Here is a 13694-nt window from a genome sequence, read left to right as displayed (position 1 = left end):
CGGCCCGCCGCCCCTCCCGAGGGGTCGGCGGGCCGTCGTCGTACGTCCCGGGTCAGGGCAGGGCGTAGGTCTCGCCGTCGCCCGGCACGACCAGGCCGTCGGTGACCAGGCCGGCGAGCGAGCGGAGCCGCTGGGCCTCGTCGGCCCACACTGCGTCGAGGCGGCTGCGGTGCACCGGCCCGTCGCTCTCACGCAGCACCGCCAGCAGCCGGCCGCGGCACTGCCGGTCGGTCCCGGCCCAGGCCTGCACCTTGCGCGGCGGCCCGTCGTACGCCGGGTGGCCGGCCGCCCGCCAGGCGCACGCGTCCGCGAGGGGACAGGCCTCGCACCGTGGGTTCGTGGCGACGCACACCAGGGCGCCGAGCTCCATGACCGCGACCGCCCAGGTGGCGGCGGTGGCGTCTTCCTCGGGCAGCAGGCCGGTCGCCACGTCCCGCTCGGCCCGGGTGACGGCGGGCGCGGGGAACTCGACGCCGCCCACCGCGCGGGCGAGGACGCGCCGCACGTTGGTGTCCAGCACGACGTGGCGCCGGCCGTAGGCGAAGGACGCGATCGCGGCGGCCGTGTAGTCGCCGACGCCGGGCAGCGCCACCAGCTCGTCGTAGTCCGCGGGGACGACCCCGTCGTGCTGCGCGACGATCGCGGTGGCGGCGGCGTGCAGACGCAGCGCCCGTCGCGGGTACCCGAGCCGGCCCCAGGCGCGCACCGCCTCGCCGGCGGGCTCGGCCGCCAGGTCGGCGGGCGTGGGCCAGGTCGCCAGCCACTGCTCGTGGACCGGCAGCACCCGCGCCACGGGGGTCTGCTGCAGCATGAACTCCGAGACCATCACCGACCACGCCGAGGCCGACTCGCCGCGCCAGGGCAGCTCCCGGGCGTGGTCGTCGTACCACCGCAGGATCGGCTCGTGGAGGTCGCTCACGGGGCCATTCTCGGCTGCCGGCGGGGCGGTCGCGACGCCGGGGCGGCGTTCGCGAGGGGGCCGTCGGTGTGGCGCACGGACCTCGGCGCCGATGCTGACTAGCGTTGCGGCCATGACCTCGTCCCTCACCCGCGGCCCGCTGCCCGCGCGCGTGTACTGGACGCGCCGGGTGCTCGTGCTGGCGGTCGCGCTGCTGCTGGTCTTCGGCATCGCCAAGGTGCTGACGCTGGGCAGCGACGGCTCCTCGGAGACCCCGGAGGCGACCCAGGTCGCCGCCGACCCGACCGGCACCACCGACCCGAGCCTGCCGGTCGCCTCACCGACCGAGAAGAAGAAGGGCAAGGGCAAGGGCAAGAAGCACAGCCAGGCGCCGGTGCTCGCCCCGCCCGACGGACCGTGCGCGGACGAGGACATCGCGGTCAACCCCGAGGTGCAGCGGCCCGTCGCCGGGCCGCGCGGCGACATCTTCGTCGTGCTGCACCTGCGCACGATCGCCGCGGAGGCCTGCACCTGGCAGGTCTCCCCGGACACGCTGACGCTCAAGATCTCCTCGGGCAAGGACGACATCTGGTCGAGCCGCCAGTGCCCGCGCGCCGTGCCGACCAAGGACGTCGTGGTGCGCAAGGACGTCGACACCACGGTCGGGCTCACCTGGAACGGCAAGCGCTCCGACGCCGACTGCTCGAGGCTCACCGACTGGGCGCTGCCCGGCTACTACCACGTGACCGCGGCGGCCCTGGCCGGCGAGCCGGCCGACGAGCAGTTCGAGCTGCTGGCGCCGTCGCCCGAGGTCATCACGGTGACGCCGAAGCCGACCCAGAAGCCGAAGCCCTCCGGTCGCCCGCAGGCGCCGTCGTCGTCGAGCTCGTCGAAGAACGACTGACGCCCGACGCCTGACGGCGGACGAACGGTCGGCGGCTGTCGGCCGACGGCTCAGACGTAGCGCTCGAGGATCGTCGACTCGGCGAGGCGCGACAGGCCCTCGCGGACGCTGCGGGCGCGCAGCTCGCCGACGCCCTCGACGGCCTGGAGGTCGTCGATGCCGGCGGAGAGGAGCTTCTGCAGGGTGCCGAAGTGCTCGACGAGGCGGTCGACCACCGACGTGGGCAGCCGCGGGACCTTGGCGAGCAGCCGGTAGCCGCGCGGGGCGACGGCGCCGTCGAGGTGCTCGCCGGTGCCGAGTCCGAGGGCCTTGGCGGCGGCGGCCGGGTCGACCAGCTCGGTGGCGGAGAGCGCCTCGAGCCGGGCGAGCAGCTCCTCGGGGCTCTTCGAGCGGCGACCGGCAGGGAGGTAGTCGCGGATGACCAGCTCGCGCTCGGCGTCGACGCCGGTGATCAGCTCCTCGAGCTGCAGGGAGAGCAGCCGGCCGTCGGTGCCGAGCTCGAGGACGTAGTCCTCGATCTCGCGGGCGATCCGGGTGACCATCTCGAGCCGCTGGGCCACGACGGCGACGTCGCGGACGGTGACGAGGTCCTCGATCTCGAGGGCGGAGAGGGTGGAGGCGACCTCGTCGAGGCGCATCTTGTAGCGCTCGAGCGTGGCGAGGGCCTGGTTGGCGCGCGAGAGGATCTGGCCGGAGTCCTCGAGGACGTGGCGGGTCTCGCCGACGTACGCCGCGATGATCTGCATCGACTGCGACACCGAGATCACGGGGAAGCCGGTCTGGCGGGCGACGCGGTCCGCGGTGCGGTGCCGGGTGCCGGTCTCCTCGGAGTAGATCGTGTGGTCGGGCATCAGGTGGACCGCGGCCCGGATGATCCGGGTCAGGTCCTTGTCGACGATGATGCCGCCGTCCATCTTGGCCAGCTCGCGCAGGCCGGTGGCGGTGAACGGGACGTCGAGGGTGAAGCCGCCGGTGGCGATGCCCTCGACGGTCTTGTCGTGGCCCATCACGATGAGGGCCCCGGTGCGACCGCGCAGGATGCGCTCGAGGCCGTCGCGCATGGCGGTCCCGGGGGCGATGGAGGCGAGGGTCGCGCGCAGGCGCAGCGTCTCGTCCGAGCGGTCCGTGCCCACCACTGCGTGTGTCCCCTCCGTGCGGCTGCGGCGTGCGTCCGGCCGCGGGCGTCAGTCTACGGGACGGAGGTACCCGCCGTCGGTCGGAGGCGGCGGGTGCTGGGCGTCGCCCTTGAGCCGCACGACCTTGAGCAGCCGCAGGGCCGCCATCACGTCGGGGACGTCGAGGACCCGCATGCCGTCGACGGTCCAGGACTCGGGGGAGCGCGACCGGCTCCGGCCGGGCTCCTGCGGGACCACGGCGAGCTGGAAGCCGAGGCGGGCGGCCTCGGCGATGCGCTGCGGCAGGTCGCGCACCCGGCGCAGCTCGCCGGCCAGCCCGATCTCGCCCATGGTGACCACGCCGACCGGCGCGGCCATCCCGAAGGTCGCGGAGGCCAGGGCGACCGCGACGGCGAGGTCGCTGGCCGGCTCGTTGAGGCGCGCCCCTCCGACGGTGGAGGCGAAGACGTCGTGCGCGTGCAGGCGGATGCCGCAGTGCTGCTGGAGGACGGCGAGCACCATCGCCACCCGGGACCCGTCGAGGCCCGAGGTGGTGCGGCGCGGGCGCTCGGCGGAGCTGGGGGTGACCAGCGCCTGCACCTCGGCCAGCAGCGGGCGGCGGCCCTCCATCGTGACGGCCACGCAGGTGCCGGCGACGCGGCCGTGGTGGTTCTCGACGAAGAGGCCGGTGGGGTCGGTGACCGCGACGATGCCCTCGGAGGAGAGGTCGAAGCAGCCGACCTCGTCGATCGGGCCGAAGCGGTTCTTCATCGCCCGGACCATCCGGAAGCGGGAGTTGCGGTCGCCCTCGAAGTGCAGGACGACGTCGACCACGTGCTCGAGGACCCGGGGGCCGGCGATCGACCCGTCCTTGGTGACGTGGCCGATCAGCACGACGGTGATGTTGCGGGTCTTGGCCACCCGGATGAGCGCCGCGGCGACCTCCTTGACCTGGGTGACCCCGCCGGGCACCCCGTCGATGCCGCTGGCGCCGATGGTCTGGATGGAGTCGACGACCAGCAGCGTCGGGCGGACCTCCTCGATGTGGGTGAGGACGGCGCCGAGGTCGGTCTCGGCGGCGAGGTAGAGCTCGTCGTGGACGCCGCCGGTGCGGTCGGCGCGCAGCCGCACCTGGGAGGCGGACTCCTCGCCGGTGACGTAGAGCGTGCGGTGCTGGTAGCGGGCGGTCTGCGCGGCCACCTCGAGCAGCAGGGTGCTCTTGCCGACGCCGGGCTCGCCGGCCAGCAGGATCGCGGCGCCGGGCACCAGCCCGCCGCCGAGGACGCGGTCCAGCTCCGGGACCCCGCTGCTGCGGAAGGAGGAGTCCTCGACCGAGACCTGCCCGATCGGGACGGCCGGACGGGTCACGGGGGAGGCGGCGGCCCGCACGGCGGGGGCGGCGGCCTCGGCGACCGAGCCCCACGCCTGGCACTCGCCGCAGCGCCCGACCCACTTGCCGGTCTCCCATCCGCACTCGGTGCAGCGGAAGGCGGGGCGAGGGGTCTTGGCCATGACGCAGACGCTAGGCGACGCCGCCGACAACGGCGGGACCGAACCCCGGGTGGCGCGGACGGCGGACCTTGTGCTGTTCTTGGATCGATCAAGTGAGCCAGGAACGAGGGGGTGGGGGATGACCAGGATCCCCGCGCGGGTGCCCAGTGCCCCGCCGACGCTCGCCGACGTCGCGGAGCTGGCCGGCGTCTCGCGCCAGACCGTCTCCAACGCCGTCAACAATCCCGACCTCCTGCGCGCGGACACCCTCGAGCGCGTCCAGGAGGCCATCGACGAGCTCGGCTACTCCCCGAACCGCGCCGCCCGCAACCTCCGCACGCGGTCCTCGCACCTCATCGGGATGCGGATGAACCCCGCCCAGGAGGGCACCGCCAACGCCACGATGGACCGCTTCGTGCACTCGCTGGTCGAGACCTCGCGCGAGGCGGGCTACCACGTGCTGCTCTTCACCGGCGAGCACGAGGACCCGCTGTCGGGCTACGACGACCTGCTGCGCTCGACCGCGGTGGACGCCTTCGTCATCACCGACACCTACCTCGGCAACCCGCAGGCCACCTGGCTGGAGACCCGGCGGGCGCCGTTCGTCGCCTTCGGCCGGCCGTGGGGCCTGCCCGACGCCGGCCACCCGTGGGTCGACGTCGACGGTGCGGCCGGCGCCGACCTCGCCACCACCCACCTGCTCGACCGCGGCCACCAGCGGATCGCCTGGATCGGCTGGCGCAAGGACTCCTTCATCGGCGAGGACCGGCGCGCCGGCTGGAGCCGTGCGCTGAAGGCGCGCGGGCTGCCCACGACCGGGCTCGCCTCGCGTGTCGAGGACACCGTGGCCAGCGGCCGCGAGGCCTCGGCCGTGCTCCTCGACGACGCCCACGCCACCGCCTTCGTGTGCGCCTCGGACACCCTGGCGATGGGGGTGCTGCACACGCTCGCCGAGCGCGGGCTGGTCCCCGGCCGCGAGATCTCGGTCGTCGGCTTCGACGACTCGCAGGTCGCCCAGGTCGTGCCGCCCGGCCTCACCTCGGTGCGCCAGCCGCTCGAGCAGGTCGCCATCGAGGTCGTCAAAGCGCTCGAGGGCCTGCTCGGCCACCCGCCGTACGTCGGTCCCGGGGTGCTGCTGACGCCGACGCTCGCGATGCGCGGGAGCTCCTAGAAGTCCTTCGACCAGAGGTTGATCGCGTAGTCCACCTCGGTGCCGTCGTGCCCGGCCAGCGCCTGCTCGGCGACGGGGCCGGGAAGCTCGATGCGCACCACCGCCTCGAGGTCGGCGCGCGAGCCGAACGACCAGCGGATGTCGACCGGGGTGCGGGTCCAGCCGTGCCGCGACCAGAAGCGCTCGACCACGTCGGGGTCCACCTCGGGGTAGCCCCGGCGGAACCACCCGCCGAAGGTCGAGCGGGTGGGGTCGTTGTCGATGACGAACGCCGTGCCGCCGCGGCGGACGACGCGGTCCAGCTCGGCCAGGCCCGGCTCGCAACCGGGCCCGAAGAAGTAGGCCCACCGGGCGTGCACGACGTCGACCGACGCGTCGGGCACGGGCAGTGCCTGCGCGGTGCCCTGGAGGACGGTGACGGTCGTCGACGAGCGGGTACGCCGGCGGGCCAGCGCGACCAGGTCGGGATGTGGCTCCACACCGGTCACCGACGCGGCGTCGGCGGCGAAGCGCGGCAGGTGGAAGCCGGTGCCGCACCCGACGTCGAGCACGACCCGCGCGGACCAGTCCGCGCGGGCGCGCATGGCGGCCTCGAGCGCGCCGTCGGGATCGACGGCGCGGTTCTCGGTCTCGTAGGTCGCGGGGTGGTTCCAGATGTTCGGGCTCGGTCGGGCGCCGGGGCTGGGCCGCGACACGGGACCGGGCTCGGGGGTGGGCGTCCGGCTAGAGCCGGACGAGCCCGTGCGGGGTCTGGACCTGCGCGGCGATGATGCCGGGCGTGCCGTGCGGGGCGACCCACTCGACCTTGACGTCCTCGAGCGGTGCCTCGACGGTCTCGCCGAGCCACTCGCTGACCCGCTGCGGGTCGCCGGCGATCTCCAGGCAGGCCAGGGAGTACGCCGCGTCCGCGCCCGCGCTGGGGTGCAGGTCGCTGGTGCTCTCCCACTGGATGAAGAACGGCAGCTGCGGGTCCGCGATCAGGCCGTTGACGCCGATCTGCTTCCAGCGCAGCTCGGTCCCGTCGGGACGGTGCCGGCTGCCGGAGGCGGACTCGCGGCCCAGGCGCTGCTCGACGCTGGTGATGTCGTCGACCGCGACGACCCAGCCCAGCCAGCCGCCACCGAGGGCGGAGCGGGCACGGACGGCCTGGCCGAACGGCGCCTTGTCGGAGGCGGGGTGGTCCAGAACCTCGACGATCTCGAGGTACGTGTCGTCTGCCAGAGGCAGGATCATGTTGCGGGTACCGAAGCGTGGGTGCACGCCACCGTCGGTGAAGTCCCGGCCGAGCAGTCCCCCGATGCGCTGGGCGGTGCTGGCGAGGCCATCCGGTCCTGCTGCGTAAGAAAGATGGTCCAAGCGCATGTTGATGATTCTCAACATCTGCCGTAGGGGACGGCACACCGGGGTCGAGGTCTCTTGACATCGAGAGGCTTCGGCGCGAGACGTCGCGCGGGCCCCGGCGCGCGGCTCAGCGCGGGTCGGCGGGGTGCAGCGCCAGCGCGGAGCGCGAGCGCAGGTGCGCCTCGCAGTGGCGGACCAGCTCGTCGTACGCCGCCCGCCCCATCAGCTCGACCAGCTCGGCCTCGTGGGTGACGAAGACCGGCTCCGGCGCGACGTGCGCCTCGGTGTTGCCCGAGCAGTACCAGTCGAGGTCGTGGCCGCCCGGGCCCCAGCCGCGGCGGTCGTACTCGCCGATCGAGACCTCGGTGTAGGCCGTGCCGTCCTGGCGCTCGACGCTGCGGAAGGTGCGGCGCAGCGGCAGCTGCCAGCAGACGTCCGGCTTGGTCTCGAGCGGGTTGCGGCCCTGCTCCAGGGCGAGGCCGTGCAGCGCGCAGCCGGCGCCGGTCGCGAAGTCGGCGCGGTTGTGGAAGACGCAGGCCTGCTGGCCGTCGACCTCGACCGCCAGCGTCTTGCGCTCGCCGTCGTCGTCGGTCTCGATCCAGTCGCCCTTCCTGACCTTGCGGCCGACCGGCTTGAACTGCCACTGCTCGGCGGTGAGCTGCGCGACGTACGACGCCACCCGCTTCTCGTCGTCCTTGTCGGCGAAGTGCGCGCCGAGGGTGCAGCAGCCGACGTCGGGCGCGGTGTCGTAGATGCCCTGGCAGCCGTTGCCGAAGATGCACGTGTAGCTCGACGTCAGCCAGGTGAGGTCGCAGCGCATCACCTCGGTGTCGTCGGCGGGGTTGGCGAACTCGACGTACGCACGGGGAAAGACCAGGTCCACTTCGGGCACGGCGCCAGCCTACGGCGGCGCCCGTGGACAACCGTCCGCGGGCGACCGCGCCTAGTAGCGTGGGGGCATGCGTCTGGGCGTCCTCGACATCGGCTCCAACACCGGTCACCTGCTGGTGGTGGACGCCCACGGGGGCGCCGCCCCGCTCCCGGCGTACTCCTACAAGGAGCCGCTGCGGCTGGCCGAGCACCTCGTCGACGCCGGGGACGACGCGGGGAAGGTCTCGCAGACCGGCATCGACGCGCTCACGTCGTTCACCGCGCAGGCGCTGACCGTCGCCGAGGACAAGGGCTGCGAGGACATGCTCGGCTTCGCCACGTCGGCGGTCCGCGACGCGGTCAACTCCGACGAGGTCCTCGACCACGTGCACGAGCGGACCGGTGTCCGGATCGAGGTGCTCGCGGGGGAGGACGAGGCCCGGCTGACCTTCCTCGCCGTACGCCGGTGGTTCGGCTGGTCCGCCGGTCGGTTGGCGGTCTTCGACATCGGGGGTGGCTCGCTCGAGATCGCGGGCGGCTCGGACGAGGCGCCCGACGTCGCGTGGTCGCTGCCGCTCGGTGCGGCCCGGCTGGCGCGCAGCTACTTCGGCGGTGCGCAGCCCGACGACGAGGCGATCCGCCAGCTCCGCAAGGAGATCCGCGCCGAGATCGCCCGCGACGCCGGCAACCTGCTGCGCGCCGGGCGCCCCGACCGCGCGGCCGCGTCGTCCAAGACCTTCCGCTCGCTGGCCCGCATCTGCGGCGCCGCCCCGTCCGGCGATGGCCCGCTGGTGCCGCGCTCGCTGGCGCTCGACGACCTGCGCGAGTGGATCCCGAAGCTGATCGCGTTCCCGCCCGAGGAGCTCGCGGACCTGCCCGGCGTCTCGCCCAGCCGCACCCACCAGATCGTGCCGGGCGCCCTGGTGGCCGAGGCCTGCATGGACATCTTCGACCTGACCGAGCTGGAGATCTGCCCTTGGGCGCTCCGCGAGGGCGTCATCCTGGAGCGCCTCGACCAGATCAGCGTGCTGGGCTAGGAGGACCGTGACGCGCATCGGCCTCTCCACCGCCTCGGTCTACCCCGAGTCGTCGGCGCACGCCTTCGGGTACGCCGCCTCGCTGGGCTACGACGCGATCGAGGTGATGGTCGGCATCGACGCGCTCTCCCAGCAGACCTCGGCGGTCAAGCAGCTCATCGACCACCACGAGATGCCGGTCTCCGCGATCCACGCGCCCTGCCTGCTCTTCACCCAGCGGGTCTGGGGCACCGAGCCGTGGGGCAAGCTCGAGCGCTCCGCCGAGATGGCCGAGGCCGTCGGTGCCGAGGTGGTCGTCGTGCACCCGCCGTTCCGCTGGCAGAAGGAGTACGCCCGCGACTTCGTCAACGGCATCGCCGCCCTCGAGGTCTCCACCGGCATCGCCTTCGCCGTCGAGAACATGTACCCCTGGCGGGCCTCCTCGCGCCGCGGCATGGAGATGTACCTCCCCGGCTGGGACCCGTCCGAGGAGCCCTACGCCAACACCACGATCGACCTGTCGCACGCGGCGATCGCCAAGTCCGACGTCGTCGAGATGGCCGAGCGGCTCGGCCCCCGGCTGCGGCACGTGCACCTCACCGACGGCAGCGGCTCGCCGAAGGACGAGCACCTGGTGCCGGGGCGCGGCGCGATGGGCGCGGCGGCGTTCCTGCGCCACCTCGCGACGACGGGGTTCGGCGGCGAGATCGTCGTCGAGATCAACACCCGCCGGTGCAGCAACCGCGAGGAGCGGGAGACCGACCTGCGCGAGTCGCTGGAGTTCGCCCGCGAGCACTTCGCGGTGGCGACGCCGTGACCCGGCCCGCGTCGTGAGCGGTGCCGTGGGCGGCGCGGCCGCGCGCCGCGGTCGGCGCCCGGGCGCGCCCGACACCCGCGCCGCGATCCTGGGGGCGGCGCGCGAGCTGTTCGCCGCGTCGGGGTACGCCGGCACCACCATGCGCGCCGTCGCCGCCTCGGCCGGCGTGGACGCCGCGCTGGTCCACCACTACTTCGGCACCAAGGACGACCTGTTCCTGGCCGCCCTCCAGGTCCGGGTCGATCCCCGCACCGCACTGCTCCCGGTCGCCGAGGGGGGTGTGGGCGGGGCCGGCGAGCGGCTGCTCGGCGTCTTCGTCGACGTCTGGGACGACGAGGAGAGCCGGCTGCCGCTGCTGGCGCTCTTCCGCGGCATCACCGAGCCGGGCGGGCAGCAGCTGGTCCGCGACGGCTTCCTGCGGATGGTGCTCGGCCCGGTCGGCGCCGCGCTCGGTCTCGACCACGCGGACCGCCGGATGGCCCTGGTCGCCTCGCAGCTCGTCGGCATCGTCGTGCTCCGCTACGTCGTGCTCGTCGAGCCGCTGGTCTCGATGTCCGGCGACGAGCTCGTGGCGTCGTACGCCCCCGCCCTGCAGCGTTTTCTCGACGGCCCGCTGCCCTAGCCGCGTCGGGCCTCTCGCGCTTGTAACGCCCGGTTATGGCCTCTGGGCGCCCGTTCGAACGGGTTCCTAGATGCGATAACCGGGCGTTACAAGCGCGGTGCCGACCGCCGAGCCTTGCCAGGACGCCGCCACCGGGAGCACAATTCAACACATGATGAAAAACGCGGTGGAGGTGCGCGGGCTGACCGTCGTGCGCGGCGGCCGGCCGGTGCTGGAGGGGCTGGACCTCACGGTCGGAGGCGGCGTGACCGGCCTGCTCGGGCCGTCCGGCTGCGGGAAGTCCACGCTGCTGCGGGCCCTGGTGGGCGTCCAGCGGCTGCAGGCCGGCGAGGTCACGGTCTTCGGGCACCCGGCCGGGAGCCGGCCGCTGCGGGACCGGCTCGGCTACGTCACGCAGGCGGCCAGCGTGTACGACGACCTCTCGGTCGCCGAGAACCTCACCTTCTTCGCCCGCGTGCTCGGGGTGGGGCGGGTCGAGGTCGACCGGGCCGTCGAGGCGGTCGACCTCTCCGGGCACCGCGACCAGCCGGTCGGCCGGATGAGCGGGGGCCAGCGGTCCCGGGTCAGCCTGGCCGTCGCGCTGCTCACGACGCCCGATCTGCTGGTCCTGGACGAGCCGACCGTCGGGCTCGACCCGGTGCTCCGCCGTGACCTCTGGGCGCTCTTCCACCGGCTCGCCGACGCCGGCGCGGCCGTCCTGGTCTCCAGCCACGTGATGGACGAGGCCGAGCGCTGCGACCGGCTGCTGCTGATGCGCGAGGGCCGGATCATCGCGGACGGCTCGCCCGACGAGATCCGCGAGCGCACCGGCAGCGCCGACATCGAGACCGCGTTCCTCGCGATCGTGGGGAAGGACGCCGCATGAGCCCCCGGACCACGCTCGCGGTCGCCGGTCGCGTCCTGACCCAGCTCCGCCGCGACCGCCGCACGCTGGCGATGCTGCTGGTGCTGCCCTGCCTGCTCATCACGCTGCTGTGGTGGATGTTCGACGGCACCGCCACCGGGCCCGGCGGTGGCGTCTTCGACCGCGTCGGCCCGGCGCTGCTCGCGATGTTCCCCTTCATCGTGATGTTCCTCGTGACCAGCGTGACCACGTTGCGCGAGCGCTCCAGCGGCACCCTCGAGCGGCTGCTCGCGATGCCGATGGGCAAGCTCGACTTCCTCGGCGGCTACGCCCTGGCCTTCGGCGCCGTCGCGGCGGTCCAGTCCGTGCTCGCCGTCGGGCTCGCAGTCGGCCTCCTCGACCTCGACGTGCGAGGCCCGGTCTGGCTGCTCACCGTCGTCGCCGTGGCCGACGCCGTCCTCGGGACCGCGCTCGGCCTGTTCGTCAGCGCCTTCGCGCAGACCGAGTTCCAGGCCGTGCAGTTCATGCCGCTGCTGGTGATCCCGCAGATCCTGCTGTGCGGGCTGTTCGTGGCCCGCGGCGCGCTGCCCGGGCTGCTCGCGGGCATCAGCGACTTCCTCCCGCTGTCGTACGCCGTGGACGCCATGCAGACGCTCACCCGGACGCCCGCCACCGGCGACGTCTGGCGCGACCTCGCGGTGGTCGCGGGGTACGCCGTGGCGCTCCTCGGGCTCGGTGCGGCGACCCTGCGCCGACGTACTCCCTGAGCCCGCCGCCGCTTGGGATCTTCCGCCCGGGACGGCGTAACCTCGGCCCCATGTCCCTGCTCCGTCAGCCGATCCTGCTCCTCGCCCGCAGCGAGGGCCTCAAGAAGCTCGTCAGCACCATGCCGGTCTCCTCGGGCATCGTGACGAGCTACGTCCCCGGCGAGACCACCGCGTCCGCCGTCGAGGCCACCGCCACCCTGGAGGCCGACGGCCTCAAGGTCACCCTCGACTTCCTCGGCGAGGACACCCTCGACACCGAGCAGGCCGACCACACCGTGCAGGCCTACCTCGACCTGCTCCAGCAGCTCGCCGCCCAGGGTCTGACCCGCGGCGCCGAGGTCTCGGTGAAGCTGTCGGCCATCGGCCAGGCGATCCCCGAGACCGGCGACAAGATCGCCCTCGAGAACGCCCGCACCATCTGCCGCGCAGCCCGCAACGCCGGCACCACGGTGACCCTCGACATGGAGGACCACACCACGACCGACCGCACGCTGGCGGCGCTCCGCGAGCTGCGCAAGGACTTCCCGGAGACCGGCGCCGTGCTGCAGGCCTACCTGCACCGCACCGAGGCCGACTGCCGCGCGCTGGCCTACGAGGGCTCGCGGGTCCGGCTCTGCAAGGGCGCCTACAAGGAGCCCGAGTCGGTCGCCTTCCAGGACCGCCTCGACGTGGACAAGTCCTACGTCCGCTGCCTCAAGGTGCTGCTCGCCGGCGACGGCTACCCGATGATCGCCACCCACGACCCGCGGATGGTCGAGATCGCCTCGTCGCTCGCGAGCCGCTACGGCCGCGCGCAGGGCACCTACGAGTACCAGATGCTCTACGGCATCCGTCCCGAGGAGCAGAAGCGCCTCGCGGCCGGCGGCGAGCGGATGCGGGTCTACGTGCCGTACGGCCAGGAGTGGTACGGCTACCTGATGAGAAGGCTCGCTGAGCGCCCGCAGAACCTGTCATTCTTCGTGAAGTCCCTGATCTCGAAGAAATAGGTCGACATGACCACGACGCCGCAGCAGGCCCAGACCGCGATCATCGGGGCCGGGGTGATGGGGGAGACCCTCCTCTCCGGCCTGGTCCGCGCGGGTCGCCGGGTCGACCGGCTCCTCGTCGGCGAGAAGCGCGCCGAGCGGGCGGCCGAGCTCGAGGAGCGGTACGGCGTCGCGGTGGTCGCGAACGCCGACGCCGCTGCCAAGGCCGACACCGTGGTCCTGGTGGTCAAGCCCCAGGACATGGGCGACGTGCTCGCGGAGATCGCCGGGTCCCTGCGCGCCGGCCAGCTGCTCGTCTCGCTCGCGGCCGGCATCACCACCGCCTTCATCGAGTCCCGCGTGCCCGACGGCGTCGCGGTCGTCCGGGTCATGCCGAACACGCCCGCGCTGGTCGACGAGGGGATGGCCGCGATCTCGCCCGGGTCGCACTGCGACGAGGCGCACCTCGCCGAGGTCGAGGCGCTGATGGCCTCGGTCGGCAAGGTGCTGCGCATCCCCGAGCGGCAGCAGGACGCCGTCACCGCGATCAGCGGCTCCGGGCCGGCGTACATCTTCTTCGTCGTGGAGTCGATGATCGAGGCCGGCGTGCACCTCGGCCTGCCGCGCGCCACCGCCACCGACCTCGTCGTCCAGACCGTCGTCGGCTCGGCCAAGATGCTGCGCGAGACCGGCACCCACCCGACCGTGCTCCGCGAGCAGGTCACCTCCCCGGCCGGCACCACCGCGGCCGCCCTCCGCGAGCTCGAGATCCACAAGGTCCGCGCGGCGTTCCTCGCCGCCATGGAGGCCGCCCGCGACCGCTCCCGGGCGCTCGCCGAGGGCTCCTGACCCGCTCGTGAGCCGGTCGTGACC

The 13694-nt window shown here is 73.6% G+C and carries 15 protein-coding genes; 9 read left to right on the top strand and 6 right to left on the bottom strand.

What is annotated here, in order from left to right; all coding sequences use genetic code 11:
• Positions 1-52: 52 nt before the first annotated feature.
• The gene (locus tag H5V45_RS08830; RefSeq protein WP_343061484.1) at positions 53-919 is read right to left on the bottom strand and encodes an HhH-GPD family protein; all 867 of its coding nucleotides are present in this window, start codon (positions 917-919) and stop codon (positions 53-55) included.
• 112 nt (positions 920-1031) lie between these two features.
• Here H5V45_RS08830 and H5V45_RS08825 point away from each other — a divergent pair, with 112 nt between their 5' ends.
• Entirely contained in the window at positions 1032-1802 is a 771-nt protein-coding gene (locus H5V45_RS08825) for a hypothetical protein (protein ID WP_185252584.1), read from the top strand.
• 50 nt (positions 1803-1852) lie between these two features.
• Here the strand turns inward: H5V45_RS08825 and disA are convergent, their stop codons facing one another.
• A complete protein-coding gene (disA, locus tag H5V45_RS08820) occupies positions 1853-2935 on the bottom strand; it encodes a DNA integrity scanning diadenylate cyclase DisA (protein WP_185254556.1) in 1083 nt (360 codons plus the stop codon).
• Between the two features lie 51 nt (positions 2936-2986).
• A complete protein-coding gene (gene radA / locus H5V45_RS08815) occupies positions 2987-4429 on the bottom strand; it encodes a DNA repair protein RadA (RefSeq protein WP_185252583.1) in 1443 nt (480 codons plus the stop codon).
• A 118-nt stretch (positions 4430-4547) separates the two neighbouring features.
• Here radA and H5V45_RS08810 point away from each other — a divergent pair, with 118 nt between their 5' ends.
• Entirely contained in the window at positions 4548-5579 is a 1032-nt protein-coding gene (locus tag H5V45_RS08810) for a LacI family DNA-binding transcriptional regulator (protein ID WP_185252582.1), read from the top strand.
• Here the strand turns inward: H5V45_RS08810 and H5V45_RS08805 are convergent.
• The 3 genes from H5V45_RS08805 to H5V45_RS08795 form a co-directional block, all read right to left on the bottom strand.
• Positions 5576-6274 carry a methyltransferase domain-containing protein gene (locus H5V45_RS08805; RefSeq protein WP_185252581.1) on the bottom strand — a complete coding sequence of 233 codons (699 nt, stop codon included), beginning with the start codon at positions 6272-6274 and terminating at the stop codon, positions 5576-5578. The two genes, H5V45_RS08810 and H5V45_RS08805, sit on opposite strands and share 4 nt — an antisense overlap.
• Before the next feature lie 28 nt (positions 6275-6302).
• The gene (locus H5V45_RS08800; RefSeq protein WP_185252580.1) at positions 6303-6941 is read right to left on the bottom strand and encodes a VOC family protein; all 639 of its coding nucleotides are present in this window, start codon (positions 6939-6941) and stop codon (positions 6303-6305) included.
• A 106-nt stretch (positions 6942-7047) separates the two neighbouring features.
• On the bottom strand, positions 7048-7812 hold the full coding sequence (locus H5V45_RS08795; protein WP_185252579.1) for a DUF3109 family protein: 765 nt from the start codon (positions 7810-7812) through the stop codon (positions 7048-7050).
• Between the two features lie 67 nt (positions 7813-7879).
• Between H5V45_RS08795 and H5V45_RS08790 the strand changes: the two genes are divergently transcribed.
• From H5V45_RS08790 to proC, 7 genes are all read left to right on the top strand, one after another.
• Entirely contained in the window at positions 7880-8827 is a 948-nt protein-coding gene (locus H5V45_RS08790) for a Ppx/GppA family phosphatase (protein ID WP_185252578.1), read from the top strand.
• A 7-nt stretch (positions 8828-8834) separates the two neighbouring features.
• Positions 8835-9623: a TIM barrel protein gene (locus tag H5V45_RS08785; RefSeq protein ID WP_185252577.1), complete on the top strand. Its 789-nt coding sequence runs from the start codon at positions 8835-8837 to the stop codon at positions 9621-9623.
• A 13-nt stretch (positions 9624-9636) separates the two neighbouring features.
• Positions 9637-10245 carry a TetR/AcrR family transcriptional regulator gene (locus tag H5V45_RS08780; protein ID WP_185252576.1) on the top strand — a complete coding sequence of 203 codons (609 nt, stop codon included), beginning with the start codon at positions 9637-9639 and terminating at the stop codon, positions 10243-10245.
• A gap of 151 nt (positions 10246-10396) precedes the next feature.
• Positions 10397-11110, top strand: coding sequence for an ABC transporter ATP-binding protein (locus H5V45_RS08775; protein ID WP_185252575.1), 714 nt, complete (start codon positions 10397-10399; stop codon positions 11108-11110).
• The gene (locus H5V45_RS08770) at positions 11107-11856 is read left to right on the top strand and encodes an ABC transporter permease (protein ID WP_185252574.1); all 750 of its coding nucleotides are present in this window, start codon (positions 11107-11109) and stop codon (positions 11854-11856) included. The genes H5V45_RS08775 and H5V45_RS08770 overlap by 4 nt, the downstream gene beginning before the upstream one ends.
• A 50-nt stretch (positions 11857-11906) precedes the next feature.
• Complete coding sequence (locus H5V45_RS08765) at positions 11907-12842, top strand: proline dehydrogenase family protein (RefSeq protein WP_221633957.1); 936 nt, start codon at positions 11907-11909, stop codon at positions 12840-12842.
• Positions 12843-12848: 6 nt separating this feature from the next.
• Positions 12849-13670 carry a pyrroline-5-carboxylate reductase gene (gene proC / locus H5V45_RS08760; RefSeq protein WP_185252573.1) on the top strand — a complete coding sequence of 274 codons (822 nt, stop codon included), beginning with the start codon at positions 12849-12851 and terminating at the stop codon, positions 13668-13670.
• Positions 13671-13694: the final 24 nt, after the last annotated feature.

Origin of the sequence: Nocardioides luti (genome assembly GCF_014212315.1) — a bacterium.
GTDB classification, from domain to species: Bacteria; Actinomycetota; Actinomycetes; order Propionibacteriales; family Nocardioidaceae; genus Nocardioides; species Nocardioides luti.
Note: the sequence above shows the minus strand (reverse complement) of the source record. Positions and strands in the feature narration are given on the sequence as shown.

Excerpts from the sequence above, each read along its gene's own strand:
- H5V45_RS08775 (WP_185252575.1), top strand. The coding sequence starts at position 10,397 with ATGATGAAAAACGCGGTGGAGGTGCGCGGGCTGACCGTCGTGCGCGGC.
- H5V45_RS08765 (WP_221633957.1), top strand. The coding sequence starts at position 11,907 with ATGTCCCTGCTCCGTCAGCCGATCCTGCTCCTCGCCCGCAGCGAGGGC.
- radA (WP_185252583.1), bottom strand. The coding sequence starts at position 4,429 with ATGGCCAAGACCCCTCGCCCCGCCTTCCGCTGCACCGAGTGCGGATGG.
- H5V45_RS08790 (WP_185252578.1), top strand. The coding sequence starts at position 7,880 with ATGCGTCTGGGCGTCCTCGACATCGGCTCCAACACCGGTCACCTGCTG.
- H5V45_RS08800 (WP_185252580.1), bottom strand. The coding sequence starts at position 6,941 with ATGCGCTTGGACCATCTTTCTTACGCAGCAGGACCGGATGGCCTCGCC.
- proC (WP_185252573.1), top strand. The coding sequence starts at position 12,849 with ATGACCACGACGCCGCAGCAGGCCCAGACCGCGATCATCGGGGCCGGG.
- H5V45_RS08825 (WP_185252584.1), top strand. The coding sequence starts at position 1,032 with ATGACCTCGTCCCTCACCCGCGGCCCGCTGCCCGCGCGCGTGTACTGG.
- H5V45_RS08770 (WP_185252574.1), top strand. The coding sequence starts at position 11,107 with ATGAGCCCCCGGACCACGCTCGCGGTCGCCGGTCGCGTCCTGACCCAG.
- H5V45_RS08810 (WP_185252582.1), top strand. The coding sequence starts at position 4,548 with ATGACCAGGATCCCCGCGCGGGTGCCCAGTGCCCCGCCGACGCTCGCC.